The organism is Streptomyces sp. JN8 (genome assembly GCF_055808075.1).
In genome coordinates this window covers 601447-617123 of the sequence record NZ_CM147852.1, presented here as the reverse complement: position 1 = coordinate 617123, position 15677 = coordinate 601447, and the positions used below count along the sequence as shown (strand labels likewise).

At 75.6% G+C, this 15677-nt stretch carries 13 protein-coding genes; 12 read left to right on the top strand and 1 reads right to left on the bottom strand.

Annotated elements, in window-relative coordinates; all coding sequences use genetic code 11:
* Window positions 1-47: 47 nt before the first annotated feature.
* Window positions 48-2195 carry an eCIS core domain-containing protein gene (locus tag ACY0MR_RS02905; RefSeq protein WP_473558894.1) on the bottom strand — a complete coding sequence of 716 codons (2148 nt, stop codon included), beginning with the start codon at window positions 2193-2195 and terminating at the stop codon, window positions 48-50.
* A 250-nt stretch (window positions 2196-2445) separates the two neighbouring features.
* On the opposite strand from ACY0MR_RS02905, the gene ACY0MR_RS02900 reads away from it, so the two are divergent.
* From ACY0MR_RS02900 to ACY0MR_RS02845, 12 genes are all read left to right on the top strand, one after another.
* On the top strand, window positions 2446-4005 hold the full coding sequence (locus tag ACY0MR_RS02900) for a phage tail sheath family protein (RefSeq protein ID WP_473558892.1): 1560 nt from the start codon (window positions 2446-2448) through the stop codon (window positions 4003-4005).
* 46 nt (window positions 4006-4051) lie between these two features.
* Window positions 4052-4492 carry a phage tail protein gene (locus ACY0MR_RS02895; RefSeq protein WP_053640843.1) on the top strand — a complete coding sequence of 147 codons (441 nt, stop codon included), beginning with the start codon at window positions 4052-4054 and terminating at the stop codon, window positions 4490-4492.
* Window positions 4489-4992 carry a hypothetical protein gene (locus ACY0MR_RS02890; RefSeq protein ID WP_388799798.1) on the top strand — a complete coding sequence of 168 codons (504 nt, stop codon included), beginning with the start codon at window positions 4489-4491 and terminating at the stop codon, window positions 4990-4992. Before ACY0MR_RS02895 ends, ACY0MR_RS02890 begins: the two co-directional genes overlap by 4 nt.
* On the top strand, window positions 4989-5147 hold the full coding sequence (locus ACY0MR_RS02885) for a DUF6760 family protein (RefSeq protein WP_163014002.1): 159 nt from the start codon (window positions 4989-4991) through the stop codon (window positions 5145-5147). The genes ACY0MR_RS02890 and ACY0MR_RS02885 overlap by 4 nt, the downstream gene beginning before the upstream one ends.
* 4 nt (window positions 5148-5151) lie before the next feature.
* Window positions 5152-8286, top strand: a complete 3135-nt coding sequence (locus tag ACY0MR_RS02880; RefSeq protein WP_473558888.1) for a hypothetical protein — start codon at window positions 5152-5154, stop codon at window positions 8284-8286.
* A gap of 34 nt (window positions 8287-8320) precedes the next feature.
* Complete coding sequence (locus tag ACY0MR_RS02875; protein WP_329857183.1) at window positions 8321-8746, top strand: phage tail protein; 426 nt, start codon at window positions 8321-8323, stop codon at window positions 8744-8746.
* An 82-nt stretch (window positions 8747-8828) separates the two neighbouring features.
* On the top strand, window positions 8829-9551 hold the full coding sequence (locus ACY0MR_RS02870; RefSeq protein WP_473558884.1) for a CIS tube protein: 723 nt from the start codon (window positions 8829-8831) through the stop codon (window positions 9549-9551).
* The gene (locus ACY0MR_RS02865; RefSeq protein WP_403314158.1) at window positions 9548-11371 is read left to right on the top strand and encodes a VgrG-related protein; all 1824 of its coding nucleotides are present in this window, start codon (window positions 9548-9550) and stop codon (window positions 11369-11371) included. The genes ACY0MR_RS02870 and ACY0MR_RS02865 overlap by 4 nt, the downstream gene beginning before the upstream one ends.
* 33 nt (window positions 11372-11404) lie before the next feature.
* The gene (locus ACY0MR_RS02860; protein WP_388799809.1) at window positions 11405-11722 is read left to right on the top strand and encodes a PAAR domain-containing protein; all 318 of its coding nucleotides are present in this window, start codon (window positions 11405-11407) and stop codon (window positions 11720-11722) included.
* 97 nt (window positions 11723-11819) lie between these two features.
* Window positions 11820-12242 (top strand): GPW/gp25 family protein, encoded by a 423-nt coding sequence (locus tag ACY0MR_RS02855; protein WP_329857180.1) that lies wholly within the window; start codon window positions 11820-11822, stop codon window positions 12240-12242.
* On the top strand, window positions 12242-14200 hold the full coding sequence (locus ACY0MR_RS02850; RefSeq protein ID WP_473558880.1) for a putative baseplate assembly protein: 1959 nt from the start codon (window positions 12242-12244) through the stop codon (window positions 14198-14200). The genes ACY0MR_RS02855 and ACY0MR_RS02850 overlap by 1 nt, the downstream gene beginning before the upstream one ends.
* Complete coding sequence (locus ACY0MR_RS02845) at window positions 14197-14766, top strand: phage tail protein (RefSeq protein ID WP_388799815.1); 570 nt, start codon at window positions 14197-14199, stop codon at window positions 14764-14766. The genes ACY0MR_RS02850 and ACY0MR_RS02845 overlap by 4 nt, the downstream gene beginning before the upstream one ends.
* Window positions 14767-15677: the final 911 nt, after the last annotated feature.

The following is a 15677-nucleotide window of genomic DNA, read 5'->3' as shown; positions in this document are numbered from 1 at the left end:
CCGACCCCAGGGGGCCCGGTCCGCCGGACCGGGCCCCCTCCCGCGTCTCACATCTCCATCATCTCGGCCTGGTGCACGCCCTGCCTGCCCGCGGCGGGTGCCGCGCCGGGGTCGGTGGCCGCCGCCCAGATCCGTGCGCTCTCCGCCGACGGGACCGTCGCCAGGTTGGCCTTGCGCGCCTCGTCGGTGATCGTCTTGAACATGGACCTGAGCTGCCCCGCCTCGGTGGCCCGCGTGGTCAGCCAGCGCATCTCGACCGGGGCGCCCTTCTGGCCGCCGATGTGCGGCACGAGGGCGGCGTTGGGCTCGTCGGCCTGCGGCAGCGCCTTGCCAGGCGCGATCACGGGGAAGTTCTCGGTGCCGTTGAGGAGGCTGTCGAGCATCTGCGCGGTGTTGACGACCCCGGTGGCACCGTGGCCGTACGCCGGCCCGGCCGGGTTCGCCCTGTTGGCCGGGTACCTCGCCAGCAGCCCCTGCCAGTGACCGACACCGGTCTCCGGGACCTGGCTGTGCAGCCAGGACGCGAGCTGCTGGAGGACGTCCTGCCCGACGACCCTCTCCCGCAGCGTGTCGGTGGTCGCGGCCCTCCGGATGCCGCCCAGGTTCGCCAGCTTGAGCAGGAACGGCACCGCGTTCTTCGTGGAGGCCGTCGGCCCGCGCACCCCCGCCTCGATCATGGCCGAGCCGATCGCGTACGACAGGCCGAGGGCCAGGGTGCCGGTCAGGGCCTGCTGGTCGCCGCTCTCCAGGCCGGGCAGCAGGTGCGGCACGACGTCGGAACGCAGCTGCGGCACCGCGCGGTTGATGGCGGCGGCGGCGTCGCGCCAGCCGTCCGCGATGTGCTCCTTGCCGGCGGCCCGCCGCGAATCGTGGCTGACCTGGGTCTGGAAGCTGTAGAGCGACGGCAGTCCGGAGGGCAGCACGCCGATGGTGGCCTGGATGTACATCTCGCGCTTCACGTCGTTCTGGAAGTCCGCGATCGCCTTCTGCACGTCGGCCCTGGCGAAAAGCTCCGGGCCCAGCCACTCGCGCAGGGCCGCCAGCGGGGTACCGGTCGCGGCGACGGGCGAACCCGGCACACGGGAGGCGCGGTGCTTCGGGTCGTTCCCGAAGATCTCGTTCACATGCGCGTCGATCCGGTCGGCGACCTGCCCGATCGCGACGTCGGAGCCCGGCGCCATCTCGTCGAACGGCGCGGTGACGTACTCCAGGTTGCTCAGCGAGGAGGCTGGCCGCCCGGTCGCCACCGGCTGCCCGCCGTCGCCCGCCAGCCCGCAGAGCACGGCGTACAGGTGCGCGGCCCTGCGGGCGAGCGAGTTGTGGTCGGTGAGGATCGTCAGGTTGGGCTCGCTCATCACGGTGGCCGCGTAGCCGAAGCCGCCGTGGAAGAAGCCGCCGAGGTCGGCCGACGGCGCCCGGCCGCCGACCGTGTTCATGTCCGTCGTGTCGTGCTGGGCGAAGCTCGGCACGCTCAGCTCCACCTCGAAGCCGACCAGACGCTGCACGGAGTCCGGGTCGGCCGCGCGCTGCGCCGTGCCGTGCCCCGGGTGTCCGTGGTCGTGCCCGTCGCCCGCGTGGTGCCCTGTGCCGTGGTCCTCGACGGCGCGGGCCACCGGCACCGGTCCGGAGAGCACCCGCCGGGCGTTGCTCTCCGCCTCCCGCTCGAAGCGGTCGCCGGGGTCGCTGATCCGCAGCCCGTCCCCCCGGTCGGTGCCGGACACCGGGCCCTGCCGCTGCTGGACGACATGGGTCAGCTCATGGGCCAGGGTGTGCTTGTCCCGGCCGCCCTCTCCGAGGACGACATGGCTGCCCGAGGTGTACGCGCGCGCCCCGATGGCCCGCGCCGAGCGGGCCGCCGCGGCTCCGGTGTGCAGCCGCACGCCGGAGAAGTCCGTGCCGAACCGGGACTCCATCTCCGAGCGCACCGGACCGGCCAGCGGCCGGCCCGCCGAGCCCAGCACCTCCCGCACCCCGGTGTCCTGCTGCGCCGGGGCGGGCCCGGCGCTCGCCCGGCGGGCGATCATGCCGCTCACCGCGGCGTTCCCGGCGCCGCCCTGGGCCGCCCGCAGCACGTCGGCCGTGAGCGGGGGCGGGACGGCGGCGCCGGTCCCCGGGCCCTCCCGCCGGGGTCCGGACCGGTCGCGCGCCGACCGGCGCTCCTCGACCCGATCGATGCGCGGCCTGGGGGTCTGCACAGCTGCCTCCTCGTCGGCGCCCGTCGTACGACGCTCCAGCACACCGCCCGCCCGGCTGCGCGTCCAGGGACGAACGGGCAGCGTGCGGGCAGTCCCCAGTGATGTCCGGGCGGCCACCCCGGACCGCCCGTTCAGGCAGAGGCGCTGCCCCCGGGCAGGTCTCCCGGTCCCTGCCGGTCGGGCCGCGGGCCGAACAGACTCGACCTGGACACAGGTCATCGCGAGGCCGCAAGAACGTGAAGGAGCGAGCATGCCGACGTACCTCACCCCGGGTGTGTATGTGGAGGAGGTGCAGTCCGGTGCCAGGCCGATCGAAGGGGTCGGCACGGCCGTCGCCGCGTTCGTGGGCTTCGCCGAGAAGGGGCCGTTCCACACACCGACCCTGGTCACCGGCTGGGACCAGTACACCCAGGCGTTCGGTGGCTTCACCGAGGGCACCTACCTCGCCCACGCGCTCTACGGGTACTTCTCCAACGGCGGCGGCGCCGCGTACGTCGTGCGCATCGGCGGCTCGGCCGAGTCCGGCGCCCGGTCCGCCGCCGCCGGCCGGCCCGACCGCGAGACCGGGGCCGCACGCCCGGTCGAGCTCGGCGGCTTCCTGATCGCGGCCAAGCCGGGCGTGACCGGCGTCTCGGTCGAGGTCGTCGACCCCGAGGGCGAGAACCCGCCGGAGGACCGCTTCCGGCTGCTGGTCCGCCGCGGCGACCAGGTCGGCGAGACCTACGACGCGTCCGCCCGCAAGAACGTCAAGGGCTACCTGGTCACCCAGGCCCGCGCCTCCGAGCTGATCGAGGTCACCGAGCAGCGCGGCGCCCCCCAGACCCGCCCCGGCACCCAGACCCTGGCGATCCCCGACGCGCCCGGCGTCCCCGCCGCCCCGGCCGCCGCCGACGTGGCCCGCATCGACCCCGCCGAGTACGTCGGCGACGCGGCGGCCCGCACCGGCTTCGGCGGCCTGGAGACCATCGACGAGATCACCATGGTCGCGGTCCCCGACCTGATGGGCGCCCACCAGCGCGGCGACATCGACGCCGAGGGCGTGCGCACCGTCCAGCTCGCCGTCATCGCGCACTGCGAGCAGATGGGCGACCGCGTGGCGGTCCTCGACACCCCGCCCGGCCTCAACGCCCAGCAGGTGCGCGACTGGCGCATGGACGAGGCCGGTTACGACTCGCGGTACGCCACCCTCTACTACCCCTGGGTGCGGGTCTTCGACCCGGCCCTCGGACGCAACACCACCGTCCCGCCGAGCGGTCACGTCGCCGGCGTGTGGGCGCGCAGCGACGCCGAGCGCGGCGTGCACAAGGCCCCCGCCAACGAGGTGATCCGAGGCGCGGTCGACCTGGACATCCGCCTCAGCAAGGGCGAGCAGGACCTGCTGAACCCGATCGGCGTCAACTGCGTCCGGGCCTTCCCCGGCCGGGGCATCCGGATCTGGGGCGCCCGCACGCTCTCCTCCGACCCGGCCTGGCGCTACCTGAACGTGCGCCGCCTCTTCAACTACCTGGAGGAGTCGATCCTCCTGGGCACCCAGTGGGTCGTCTTCGAGCCCAACGACGACCGGCTGTGGTCCAGCATCCGGCGCAACGTCACCGCCTTCCTGATGGAGGAGTGGCGCCGGGGAGCGCTGTTCGGCCGCACCGCCGACGAGGCGTTCTACGTGAAGTGCGACCGCACGAACAACCCGCAGGAGTCCATCGACCAGGGCCGCGTGGTCTGTGAGATCGGCGTCTCGCCGGTCAAGCCGGCCGAGTTCGTGGTCTTCCGACTGGCCCAGTTCTCCGACACCACCAGCCTCATCGACGAGTGACCCGCGGGTCCCGGTCACACACGCAAGGAAAGGTCGACAGACAGACATGGCAACGGGCGATGCACTCTCCACCCACGTCTTCGGCGTGCAGCTCGGCGGATACCTCGTGGAGTCCATCCAGGAGATCAGCGGCTTCACCGTCGAAGAGGACGTCGTAGAGGTCAAGCAGGTCACCGCCGAGGGCAAGCAGATCATCCGCAAGCAGCCGGGCGCCCGGCAGGCCGGCGAGATCACGATCACCCGCGGACTCGACCAGAGCAGCGAGTTCACCAAGTGGATCAAGGAGACCCTGAACAACGGGGCCGTCAACTCCGCTCGGCAGAACCTGACCATCGAGATCAAGGACACCGAGGGCACCACGGTGCGCCGCATCCAGCTCATGCAGGGCTGGGCGTCCAAGTGGGAGGGCCCGTCGCTGAAGGCGGGCGAGTCCTCCCCGGCCACCGAGTCCGTCACGATCGTGTTCGAGGAGATCGTCGTCGAATGAGGCGCCGCACCGTGACGGCGGGCAACCTGGAGGAGATCCTCCAGCTGACGGAGCCCGACCGGGCGCAGGAGCAGCAGGCCGCGCCCCCAGCACCCGCCCCGCAGCCCCCGCCGCGCCAGGAGGGCGACGGGCTGCGCACGGAGTTCGAGTTCGAGCTCCCGCGCGGATACGTGGACGAGGCGGGCACGGTGCACCGGCACGGCGCCATGCGCCTGGCCACCGCCCGCGACGAGCTGCGGCCCCAGATCGACCTGCGGGTCAAGGAGAACCCGGCCTATCTGAGCGTGGTCCTGCTGAGCCAGGTGATCACCCGGCTCGGCGGCGTCACCGACGTGCACGCCGGGATCGTCGAGCGGATGTACGCCACGGACGTGGCGTTCCTCCAGGACTTCTACCGCCGCGTCAACAGCGAGGGCCACACCCGCGCGGCGGTCACCTGCCCGCACTGCGAGGGCGGCTTCGAGGTCGACCTCTCGGGTGGGCGCCTGGGGGAATCGTGACGTACGCCCTTCCCCGCCTCCGGGAGGAGATCGCGTACATCGCCTACCACTTCCACTGGCAGCGCGAGGAGATCCTCGACCTCACCCACGGCGAACGGCAGCAGTGGGTGGCCGAGATCGCCCGCATCAACACCCGCATGAACGAAGGCGGCTGAGCACATGGCATGGCGGGACAGGCTGCGCCGCGGCGGAACGGCCGGCCGTACGGGCGCCGGGCCGGGCACGTCCGGCGGCTCCGGCGGTCCCGGCCCGTCCGGGCGCGCCACCGGTCCGGGCGCGACCGGTGGTTCCGGCGGGTCGGGGCCGTCCGGGGGCTCCGGCGTGACCGGCGGCGCGCCGGACCCCTCCGCCGTGCCCGGCGACTGGGACGGCGGCTGGCGGCGTGCCGCACCGCCGCTCCTGACCCTCTCCCGCGCGCCCCTGGGCGTGAGCGACGGCCTCGCCTTCCGCTCCGGCCTCGCCGCCTGGCAGAACCCTTCCTTCGACAGCGGCATGGGCCATGCCCTGCTGCCCACGGCCCCGACCGGTCTGGTGCACGGGGCGACCCGCCCGGCCACGCCCCGCACCACCGACTCCGGCGGAGGGCCGCTGCTGCTCCGCGCGGTCCGCGCGGACGGGACTCCCGAGCCCCTGCACGCCCCGGCCGCCCCGGACTCCGGCACGGCGGCCCGCCCGTCGTCCGGCGGGCGCGGTACGGCGGCCCCCTCGTCGCCCGGCGGGACGCGCGGCGCCGCCACGGCATCCGGAGGCCGGGGCGCGAGCGGTCGTCCGCAGAGCCGTGACCTGCCCCTCACCACGTCCCCGGCGGTGCTCACCGCACCGGAGCCGGCCGCCGTCCAACGGGCCGCCGCTCCCGTCGGCGGGGGCGGCACCCCGGCCACGGCCCCCGTCCCACTGATCCGACGGGTCGCGGTGGTCCCCGTAGCCCCGCGCACCCACGAGGCCTCAGCCCCGCGCACTCACGAGGCGTCAGCCGGCCGGCCCGCGAGCGGCGCCCCGGCACGGACGACCGCGACGGAGACGGGCGTGGCCCGCGAGCCCTCGCCCCGGGGGAAGGGCGAGGCCCGGGGGAGTACGGCACGGGAGGGCTCCACGTCGAGCGGGGCGCGGGTCGCCCCCGGCGGCGGCCGACCGGAACCCTCGTCCCCTCCCGTCGTCCGCCCCCGACCGGTCGGGTCCCCGCTGACGGTCGCCCGCCGCGTGCCGGGGAGCGCCCGCCCGGTGCCCGCGCTCCGGCCCGCCGCTCCGGCGGCACCACCCCGCGAGGACAGGGCGACTCCGGCCACGGACGCTCGCCCCGCCACCGCTCCCGGGCGCGTCGAACCGACCGGGACCGCGGCCCCCGACCCGGCCGTGCCGAGCCCCGCCGTCCAGCGCGCCGCCGCCCGGACGGTCCTGGGCGCTCCCCTGGCCGACCTGCCGTCGACCGCGAGCACCACCCCGACGAGCGACACCCCGTCGCCCGCGCCGGGCGGGGGAGGAGTCCCGGGCCCGGGACTCCCCGTCGTCCAGCGGCAGGCCGACGACCCCTCCCGGGACGCCTCCGGCGCTTCCGCCTCCGACCCGGTGTCCCCCGGCCGTTCGGGAGCGCGGGCGCGCGGCGGCCTGGGCGCACCCCTGTCCGCGATGCCGCCCAGTGCGACCCCGCCCGCCGGTTCCACGGGTTCCGGCGCCCGGCCCGGCCGCCCTGCGCCCGGCCCCGGTGTCCAGCGCGCCCCGGCCTCGCCCGCCGGGGAACGGCCCTCGCCCGCCGCGCCCCGCCCGCATGCCTCCGCACCCGAGGCTCCGTTGCTGGGGACCACCGACGTGCAACGCCGCCTCACGGACCACCCGGCGTCCCCGCCGGCCGCCCGCACGGACCGCACGCCGGGCGGCGCCCCCGTCGTGCGTACCCCGGGCTCCGCCGCGCCGCCCTCGGGGGGCGCGCCGCAACGCGCCGTGAGCCGTGACGCCGTACGCCCTCACCCGGCCCCCGGCGGCTCCGGCTCCACCGCTCCCGTTCCCGTCGTCGTGGCCCGCGCCGCGTCCGGACCCGGTACGCAGGCCTCCGGCGCGGCGCCCGGGTCCGGCGGCGACCGGTCGGGGACGGCCGGACCGCCGCCGACCCCAGGACCCGCGAGCACCACCGGATCGAAGCCCACCTCCGGATCGAAGCCGACCGCCGGGCCCCAGGCGGGCTCCGGTCCGAAGCCGGGCGCCGCCGTGCAGACGGCCGGCGGACCGTCACCGTCGGGGACCGTCGGCGACTCCGGCACTCCCGGGACCGGTCCGCGCCCCACCGCCGGCTCCCCGTCCCGGGTCGGGACCGGCGGCGGGCGTCCGCCGTTCGCCCCGTACCTCGGGAGCGCGGCGAACGGGCCCGTCCCGGTGGCGCGGCGTACGCTCGCGCTGCTCCCGGCCCGCCCCCTCACGCTCAGCACCGGGGCCGCCGAGGCCCTGGCTCCGCCCGCCGCGTCCCGCGCGGTCAGCGGCCCTCCCGTGGTGGCGGCGCGCTGGGACACCGTGCGGGACGCCCCGGGCGGGCCCGCCCCCGCCTCACCCCCCGGCGGCGGCACCTCGCCGCCCGTACAGCGCGCCGCGTCGGCATCCGTACGGGGGGCCGGAGCCGGAGCCGCGTCCGCACCGCGCGCCGCGGCACCCTCGCGGGGTCTCCCGGCGTCCGGCGCCGTACCTCCCCGGTCCAACGGCGCGGACGCGCCGGGGCCCTTCGCCGCGCCGACCGTCCAGCGCGCCGCCACCGCCCCCGGGCCGTGGCACGCCGACGGCGGAGCGGCGGCGGGCGCGCCGGCCGTCGGGGCACGGGTCCCGGTCGTCACGCCCGCTCCGCCCGGCGGAGGAGCGGGCGCCACCCCGGCCCGCTCCCTCCCGGTCGCGCCTCCGCAGGCTCCTCCCGTGGCGCGCGGCCCGTCCGCCGCGGGGACGCCCGCGCCCGGTGCGCCCGTCCCCGTGGTGCGGCCCCGCAGCGTGCCCCCGGCCACCGCCCCGGCGGGTGGCGGCGCGGCGCCCCGGATCCAGCGCGCCGTACCGGACACCGGCAGGAGCGCGTCCGCCACCCCGGCCGTCCCGGTGAAGCAGGCCCCCGCGCGCGGGAAGCAGGCGTCCTCCTCCGCACCGGCCGCCGCCGGCCGGAGCACGGGCCGGAACACCGGACACGACGCCGAGTCGGCGCAGGACCCGGGTCTCGACCTGGACGACCTCGCGCGACGGCTGCTCGACCCGATGGCCCGCCTGCTGCGCACCGAACTGCGGCGCGGCCGGGAGCGCTCGGGCCGCCCCTTCGACGGACGCCGCTGAGCGCACGACACGGCACGGAACGGATGACGGATCAATGACGGACAACATCTTCGCGAGCAGCGTGTTCTTCCGGCTCGCGATCGGCGGCAACGACCTGGGCGCCTTCCACACCTGCTCGGGCATGGGCGCCGAAGTGGAGATGGAGAGCTACGCGGAGGGCGGCAACAACGGCTTCACCTGGCAGCTGCCCGGCCGCGTGAGCTGGTCGAACATCACCCTGACCCGGCCGGTCACCGCCGACACCGCGAAGATCGCCCGCTGGCTCGACGAGACGCTGAAGCGCGTGGAACCCAAGGACGGCGAGATCGTCGCCCTCCGGCCCGACCTGAGCCGGATCATCAGCTGGCAGGTCTTCGGGATCGTCCCGGTGCGCTGGCAGGGCCCGTCCTTCGACCCCAGCAGTTCGCAGGCGGCGGTGGAGACCCTGGAGATCGCCCACGAGGGACTCCGCCCCTCCTGACGCCCCCCCGCCGAGCGTCACCGCCCGTCCCCCACCCCAACCACCCCCCACCCCCCCCGGTTCCCCGGAAAGGATCCCCGTCATGTCCCCAGCGTCCCGAGCCAGTCGGGCCAGGGCCCAGCTCACGCTGAAGGAGCCTCCGGCGTCCGTCGGCGCCAAGCCCGGCGGGACGCTGGCACGGCTGAACCTCCAGTTCAACCCCTCCACCCTGGAACTGCGCAAGAGCACCGAGTGGCGGCGCTCCCCGTCCCGGATGGCGGAGGAGTCCTCCCTGCCCGAGTTCGTCGGCAGCGGCCCGCGCGAGCTCAGCCTCGAAGTGTTCCTGGACGCCACCGCCACCCACGACAACTCCGTGGAACAGGCGGTGGAGAAGCTGATGAAGGCATGCGTGCCGACCAAGGCCAGCCTGGGGCGCAAGAAGCCCGCCAGCCCCTGGCTCCGGTTCGAGTGGGGCAGCGCGCGCACCACCTCGTTCGACGGCGTGCTCTCCAACCTGTCCGTGTCGTACACGCTGTTCGACGTGGACGGGAAGCCGCTGCGCGCCACCTGCCGCCTCTCCATCGAGGAGGCGAGCGTCGGCCCCGGCGGACAGAACCCGACGTCCGGCTCGCGCACCGGGCGCAGCACGCACGTCGTCGTGGCCGGCGACAGCCTGGCCCTGCTGGCCTGGCGGGAGTACGGCGACGCGACGGCCTGGCGCGTCATCGCGGAGGCCAACGACATCGACGACCCGATGGCGCTGGTGCCCGGCACCGAACTCGTCGTACCGGCGCTGACCGACGCGGGCGCCGAGGAGGAGCGGTGAGCGGCGGAGGGCGCGACGGCCGGTCGTTCGCCGCGGACCCGATCGTCGAGACGCCCGGCGAACTGCCGCCGGTCTGGGCGGCCCAGCTGGTGAGCTGCGTGATCGACGAGAACGTGGGGCTTCCGGACGCGGCGGTGCTCACCTACCGTGACCCCGACCACGAGTTCCTGCGCAAGACCGGCATCACCATCGGCACCCCGCTCCGGGTCTCCGTCGTCACCGTGACCGGGCAGGCCCGCGAGCGGCTGTTCAACGGCGAGGTGACGGCCCTGGAGGCGGACCGGGACCGCACCGGTTCGTTCACCGTGCTCCGCGCCTACTCCACGGCGCACCGGCTCCAGCGCGGCCGGAAGGTGGTGGCGTACCGGAACATGACGGCGGCGGCCATCGTCCGCAAGGTGGCCGCCGGGGCCGGCCTGGCCTGCGGCACCGTCGAGGCCGCGCCCGTCACCTACCGGCAGCTGTCCCAGGCGAACGTCTCCGACTGGGAGTTCCTCCAGTACCTGGCAGCCGAGAGCGGCGCGCTGGTGCGCGTCGACGACAAGGGGATGCTCCAGTTCACCAAGCCCCGGAAGGCGTCCGGGGCGCCCTCGCCGACCACCTCGGCCGCCCGCGATCCGCTGGTCCTGGAGTACGGGCGCAACCTCCTCGCCCTGCGGGCCTCCCTGTCGACGGCGGACGGGGCGCAGCAGGTGGAGGTGCGCGGCTGGGACGTCACCACCAAGCGGCCGCTGGTGGCCCGGAAGCCCTCCGTCGACAGCGACACGGTCGTACCGGGCCTGAGCCCGGCGCTCGCCGCCCGGTTCGGCAAGGCGTCCAAGGTCACCGTCACCGACACCCCGTACCGCACCCAGGCCGAGACGAAGGCGGTCGCGGACGCGGTCGCGGGGCAGGTCAGTGCCGGTTTCGGCGAGCTGGAGGCGGTGGTCGAGGGCAATCCGCTGCTGCGCGCGGGCAAACCCGTGGCGCTCGGGAACGTCGGAGGGGCGTTCTCCGGGAAGTACACGGCCACCGCCGTGCAGCACGTCCTCGAACCGCACGGCGGCTACCGCACGACCGTGTGGGTGAGCGCGAGCCCCGACCGCTCTCTGACCGGACTGGTCACCGGCGCCGACGCGCCGTCCCGGGGGCCGCGCATGCCGGGCCTGGCGATCGGCGTGGTCACGGACGTCCGCGAGGCCGGCGGCGCCGAGAGCGGCTCGGTGCGGCTGAGGTTCCCCTGGCTGGACGACACCTACGTCACCGACTGGGTCCGTACGGTGCAGTGGGGCGGCAAGGGAGGCGGCGGAGTGGTGAGCCCCGAGGTCAACGACGAGGTCCTCGTCGGCTTCGAACAGGGCCTGCTCGACAGCCCGTACGTCATCGGCGGGCTCTACAACGGCGTGGACAGGCCCTCGCCGCACGACGTGCCGCTGATCGACAAGACCACCGGCAAGGTCAACCGCCGTTCCCTCGTGTCCCGTTCCGGCCACCGGGTGGAACTGCTCGACGCGCGGGCGCCGGGCCCCTCCGGAGTGCGGCTGAGGTCCGCCGACGAGCGCCTGGAGGTCTTCCTCGACGACCGACGGGACCGGATCGAGCTGACCGTGTACCAGGGGAGGAGCCGGCAGGTGCTCAGCTCCGTGGTCCTCGACAAGAAGGGGATCACGGTGGACGCGGGACGCGGCGACGTCAACGTGTCGGGCCGCAACGTCGCCATCAACGGCCGGGTCGGCGTGAAGATCGGCGGCCGCACCGTGGACGTCTCCGGCGCCACCGGCGTCACCGTCGACGGCGGCCTCCTCGCCACCCTCAAGGCCAAGCTCATCCGCATCAACTGACCCTCCGCAGACAGCTCGTGAAAGGAGCTCCGCATGCCCGCCGCCGCCCGTACCGGCGACCCCACCGACCACGGCGGGGTCGTCGCCACCCCGCCGCCCGCCGTCGCGAGGGCGGTGGCGACCGTGCTCATCGGCGGCCGTCCCGCCGCCGTCACCGGCAGCCTGCACACGTGCGTGGTACCGCCGCACGCCGCCACCGGACCGGCCAACGTGATCCTGCCGAACCCGGCCGGGCTCGCCGGCGGGCAGGTCCTCATCGGCGGCCTCCCGGCCGCACGCGCCCGCGACAGGACGGCCTGCGGCGCGATGATCCTCACCGGAGCGCCCAACGTGCTGATCGGGGGCGTGTGATGGCGGGCGCCGAGCGCCGGCCGGACCGCGAACCCGGGCACGGGTCCCCGCAGGGCACGGGACCGGCCGCCGCCCCCGGCTCCCCGGAGGACGGCCGATGAGCGAACGGTTCATCGGCCGGGGCTGGGGATTCCCCCTGCGCGTCGGACCGACCGGAGGCATCGCCCTCGTCGAACGGGAGCGGGAGATCGAGGAGGCCATCCGTCTGGTCCTCGGCACCGCGCCCGGCGAGCGCCCCATGCGCCCCGAGTTCGGCTGCGGCATCCACGAGTACGTCTTCGCGCCCGGCGACGGCGCCACCGCCGGCCGCGTCGCGCGGCAGGTGCGGGAGGCGCTGGAGCGATGGGAGCCGCGGATCACCGTGGACGACGTGGTCGTCGCCTTCGACGCGGTCGAGGACGGCACCCTCTACATCGACGTGCACTACACCCTGCGTTCCACCAACGACCGGCGCAACCTGGTCTTTCCCTTCTACACGATCCCCTCCGAGGAGGGGGCCGAGGAAGCGGGCGCTGACTGATGGCCCTGCCCTCCCCGAACCTGGACGACCGCCGGTTCCAGCAGCTCGTCGACGAGGCGAAGCGGTACGTGCAGCAGCGTGCCCCGGAGTGGACCGACCACAACGTGTCCGACCCGGGCGTCACCCTGATCGAGACGTTCGCCTACCTGGTGGACCAGGTGCTCTACCGGCTCAACCGGGTGCCGGACAAGAACTACCACGCCTTCCTCGACCTGCTCGGCATCCGGCTGTTCCCGCCGACGGCCGCGGCCGCCGACGTCGACTTCTGGCTGTCCGCCCCGCAACCCGACACCGTCACGCTGCCGCCCGGCACCGAGGTGACCACCGCGGGTGGCGAGACCGACGACGCCGTCGTCTTCGCCACCACCGGTGAACTGCGCATCCTGCCCAGCGAGCTGACGCGCCTGGTGACCGCGTGGCGGAGCAGCGAGCAGCACGACCGGACCGGCATGCTCGCCGACGGCCTCGACATCCCCTGCTTCCAGGCCACGCCGGAACCCGGCGACGCGCTGCTCTTCGGGCTGACCACGGCCGTGCCCCGCTGCATCGTCGCCGTCCGCCTCGACAGCCGCGTCGAGGGCGTCGGTGTCGACCCGCGCCAGCCCCCGCTCGTGTGGGAGGCGTGGAACGGCGCCGGCTGGCAGGCCTGCGAGACCGGCGACGACACCACCGGCGGCCTCAACCGGCCCGGCGAGGTCGTCGTGCACGTGCCCGCCGGACACGTCGCGTCCGTGATCGGCGGCACCCGGGCCGGCTGGCTGCGCTGCCGGGTCACCGAGCCGGAACCGGGCCAGCCGTTCTACTCCGAGTCCCCGACGGTCCGCGAGGCGGAGGTCTTCACCGTCGGCGGCACCGTCTCCGCCGAGCACGCGGAGACGGTCACCGACGTACCGCTCGGCACCTCCGAAGGCGTCGCCGGACAGACCTTCCGGCTCGGCCGGCCGCCCGTCCTCCTCGACGCCGGACCGCCCGAGGTGGAGGTGTCCTCCGAGGAGGGCTGGCAACGCTGGGAGGTCGTCGAGCACTTCGGCCGCTCCCGTCCCGCCGACCGGCACGTCCGGGTGGACGCCACCACCGGTGAGTTCGCCTTCCCCCCGGCCCTGCGGGAGCCGGACGGCACCCTGCGGCAGTGCGGGGCCGTCCCGCCCAAGGGCGAACGGATCCGGGTCGCCCGCTACCGCACCGGCGGCGGCCCCGCGGGCAACGTCGCCCGGGGCGCGATCTCCGTCCTGCTCAGCTCCGTGCCGTACGTCGCCCGGGTCGGCAACCGGGAGGCGGCGCGCGGCGGAGTCGCGGGCGAGAGCGTGCACAACGCCCGGCTGCGCGCCCCCGAGGCGCTGCGCATGCAGGACCGCGCGGTGACCGCCGAGGACTACGAGATCATCAGCCGCCAGGCCGCGCCCTCGGTGCGCCGGGTGCGCTGCCTGCCGGCCGCCGACACGGCGGGCGCGGTCCGCGTCCTTGTGGTGCCGGACGCCGTCGCCGACGAGGGAGACGACCGGCTCCGCTTCGAGCAGCTCATCCCCGGCGAGCAGGTCCTCTCGGCGATCACCGCCAGTCTCGACGAACGGCGCCTGATCGGCACCCGCCTCGTGGTGGAGCCGCCCGTCTACCAGGGCGTCACCGTCGTCGCCCGCCTGTCCGCCGCCCCGGGCGACACGGACGCGGTCCGCACCGCGGCCCTGGACGCCCTGTTCCGCCACTTCAACCCGCTGACCGGCGGTCCGGACGGGACCGGATGGCCGTTCGGACGCCCCGTCCAGTACGGCGAGGTCTTCGGCGTCCTCCAGCGTGCCACGGGCGACGCGCTCGTCGAGGAGATCCGGCTCTTCCCGGCCGACCCGGTCACCGGCCGGCGCGGCGCCCCGGCGGACCGCATCGACGTCGGTCCCGGCGCCCTGGTCTTCTCCTACCAGCACCAGGTGGTCGTGTCCCCGCGCGAAGCGGAGGCACGATGAACCGCGCCGCGATCCCCGGGCTGCCCAGCCGGCACCCCATCGGGGAGCAGCTGCCCGCCCTCTACGCCGACGACGACCTCGCGCAGCGCCTCACCGCCGGTCTCGACACGGTCCTCGCCCCGGTCTTCTCCACCCTGGACAACCTGCCCGCCTACCTCGATCCCCGGCTGGCGCCACCGGACTTCCTGGTGTGGCTGGCCTCCTGGGTCGGCGCCGCCGACGATCCGCGCCGACCCATGGAACGGCGCCGCGAGACCGTCGCGCGCGCGGTGGAGCTGCACCGGTGGCGCGGTACGAGGCGGGGACTGGCCGAGGCCCTGCGGCTGGCCCTGGACGTGCGCACCGAGATCGTCGGCGACGGCGGCGCGGTCTGGTCGGACACCGCGGGCTCCGACCTCCCGCCGGAACCCCACGCCGAACTGCTCGTACGGGTCGCTCCCGAGGGCGCGCGGGCCGAGCGGGTGGACGTGGACCGGGTCCACGACGTCGTACGGGCGATGTGCCCGGTCCACGTGGCGTTCCGGGTGGAGGTCCTCACCGGCCCGCCCGCCGAGGAAGGGAACTGACGCATGCGCGCGTGTCCTGCGTGCGGGGCCGCCAACGACCCCGCCGACGACTTCTGCGGAAACTGCGGCGCGTACCTGGCCTGGTCGAACGAGCCCGCGCGCCCCACGACGAGAGGCGGGGCGGAGCCGGACGGGGACGCCGCACCGCCGGGCGGGAGGCCGTCGTCCGGGGGAGCGGACGAAGCCGGGGCCTCCCCGTCCGGGGAGGCCCCGGTGACCGCGCCGCCGCCGACGGGGAACGCGGGAGGGGCCGACGCGGCGGGCCCGGCCGTCCGGGGCGGCACCCCGGGCGCACCGCCCGCCGCGCCGGACGGAGGGACTCCCGACCGCGCGGCCGCGGCCGGCACGCGCGAGAGGCAAGGAGCCGAGGGGCAGGACGGAACACGGGGGGCGTGCACCGGGCCGACCAACCCCCCGACACCGGACGCGCCCGCATCGGACGCGTCCGCACGGAGTGCCTCCGCACCGCCCGCCGCCGCACCGGATGCCTCCGCACGGAGTGCCTCCGCACCGCCCGCCGCCGTACCGGACGTCTCAGCTCCGGACCTTCAGGCTCCGCGTCTACCGGCGGCTCCAGGCATCCCGGAGCCGGAGAGCCCGGCGTCCGTCGCCGAGGCGGCCCGTGCCCGGGTGGTCAGGACCGGGGCGGCCCTCACCCAGGCGGCGCGGAACCGGATCACCCGGAGCAGGGGGGCTCAGACCCCGGACGGGGGAGCACCGGACGCGCCCGCCCAGGACGCCTCGCAGTCCGGCCCCGAAGCCCCCGGACGCCCCACCGGCCATGCTCCGGCGCCCGGCCCGGCTCCGACACCTGGCCCGGCTCCGACGTCCGAAGCGGCTCCCGCATCCGGCCCGGCTCGCACGCCGGAGCCCGCTGCGGCAGCCGACTCTGCCCCGGCAGCCGCCCCCGC

Bases quoted from the DNA above. Each gene is read 5' to 3' on its own strand.
- ACY0MR_RS02900 (WP_473558892.1), top strand. From the start codon at position 2,446: ATGCCGACGTACCTCACCCCGGGTGTGTATGTGGAGGAGGTGCAGTCC.
- ACY0MR_RS02895 (WP_053640843.1), top strand. From the start codon at position 4,052: ATGGCAACGGGCGATGCACTCTCCACCCACGTCTTCGGCGTGCAGCTC.
- ACY0MR_RS02890 (WP_388799798.1), top strand. From the start codon at position 4,489: ATGAGGCGCCGCACCGTGACGGCGGGCAACCTGGAGGAGATCCTCCAG.
- ACY0MR_RS02880 (WP_473558888.1), top strand. From the start codon at position 5,152: ATGGCATGGCGGGACAGGCTGCGCCGCGGCGGAACGGCCGGCCGTACG.
- ACY0MR_RS02875 (WP_329857183.1), top strand. From the start codon at position 8,321: ATGACGGACAACATCTTCGCGAGCAGCGTGTTCTTCCGGCTCGCGATC.
- ACY0MR_RS02870 (WP_473558884.1), top strand. From the start codon at position 8,829: ATGTCCCCAGCGTCCCGAGCCAGTCGGGCCAGGGCCCAGCTCACGCTG.
- ACY0MR_RS02860 (WP_388799809.1), top strand. From the start codon at position 11,405: ATGCCCGCCGCCGCCCGTACCGGCGACCCCACCGACCACGGCGGGGTC.
- ACY0MR_RS02855 (WP_329857180.1), top strand. From the start codon at position 11,820: ATGAGCGAACGGTTCATCGGCCGGGGCTGGGGATTCCCCCTGCGCGTC.
- ACY0MR_RS02850 (WP_473558880.1), top strand. From the start codon at position 12,242: ATGGCCCTGCCCTCCCCGAACCTGGACGACCGCCGGTTCCAGCAGCTC.
- ACY0MR_RS02845 (WP_388799815.1), top strand. From the start codon at position 14,197: ATGAACCGCGCCGCGATCCCCGGGCTGCCCAGCCGGCACCCCATCGGG.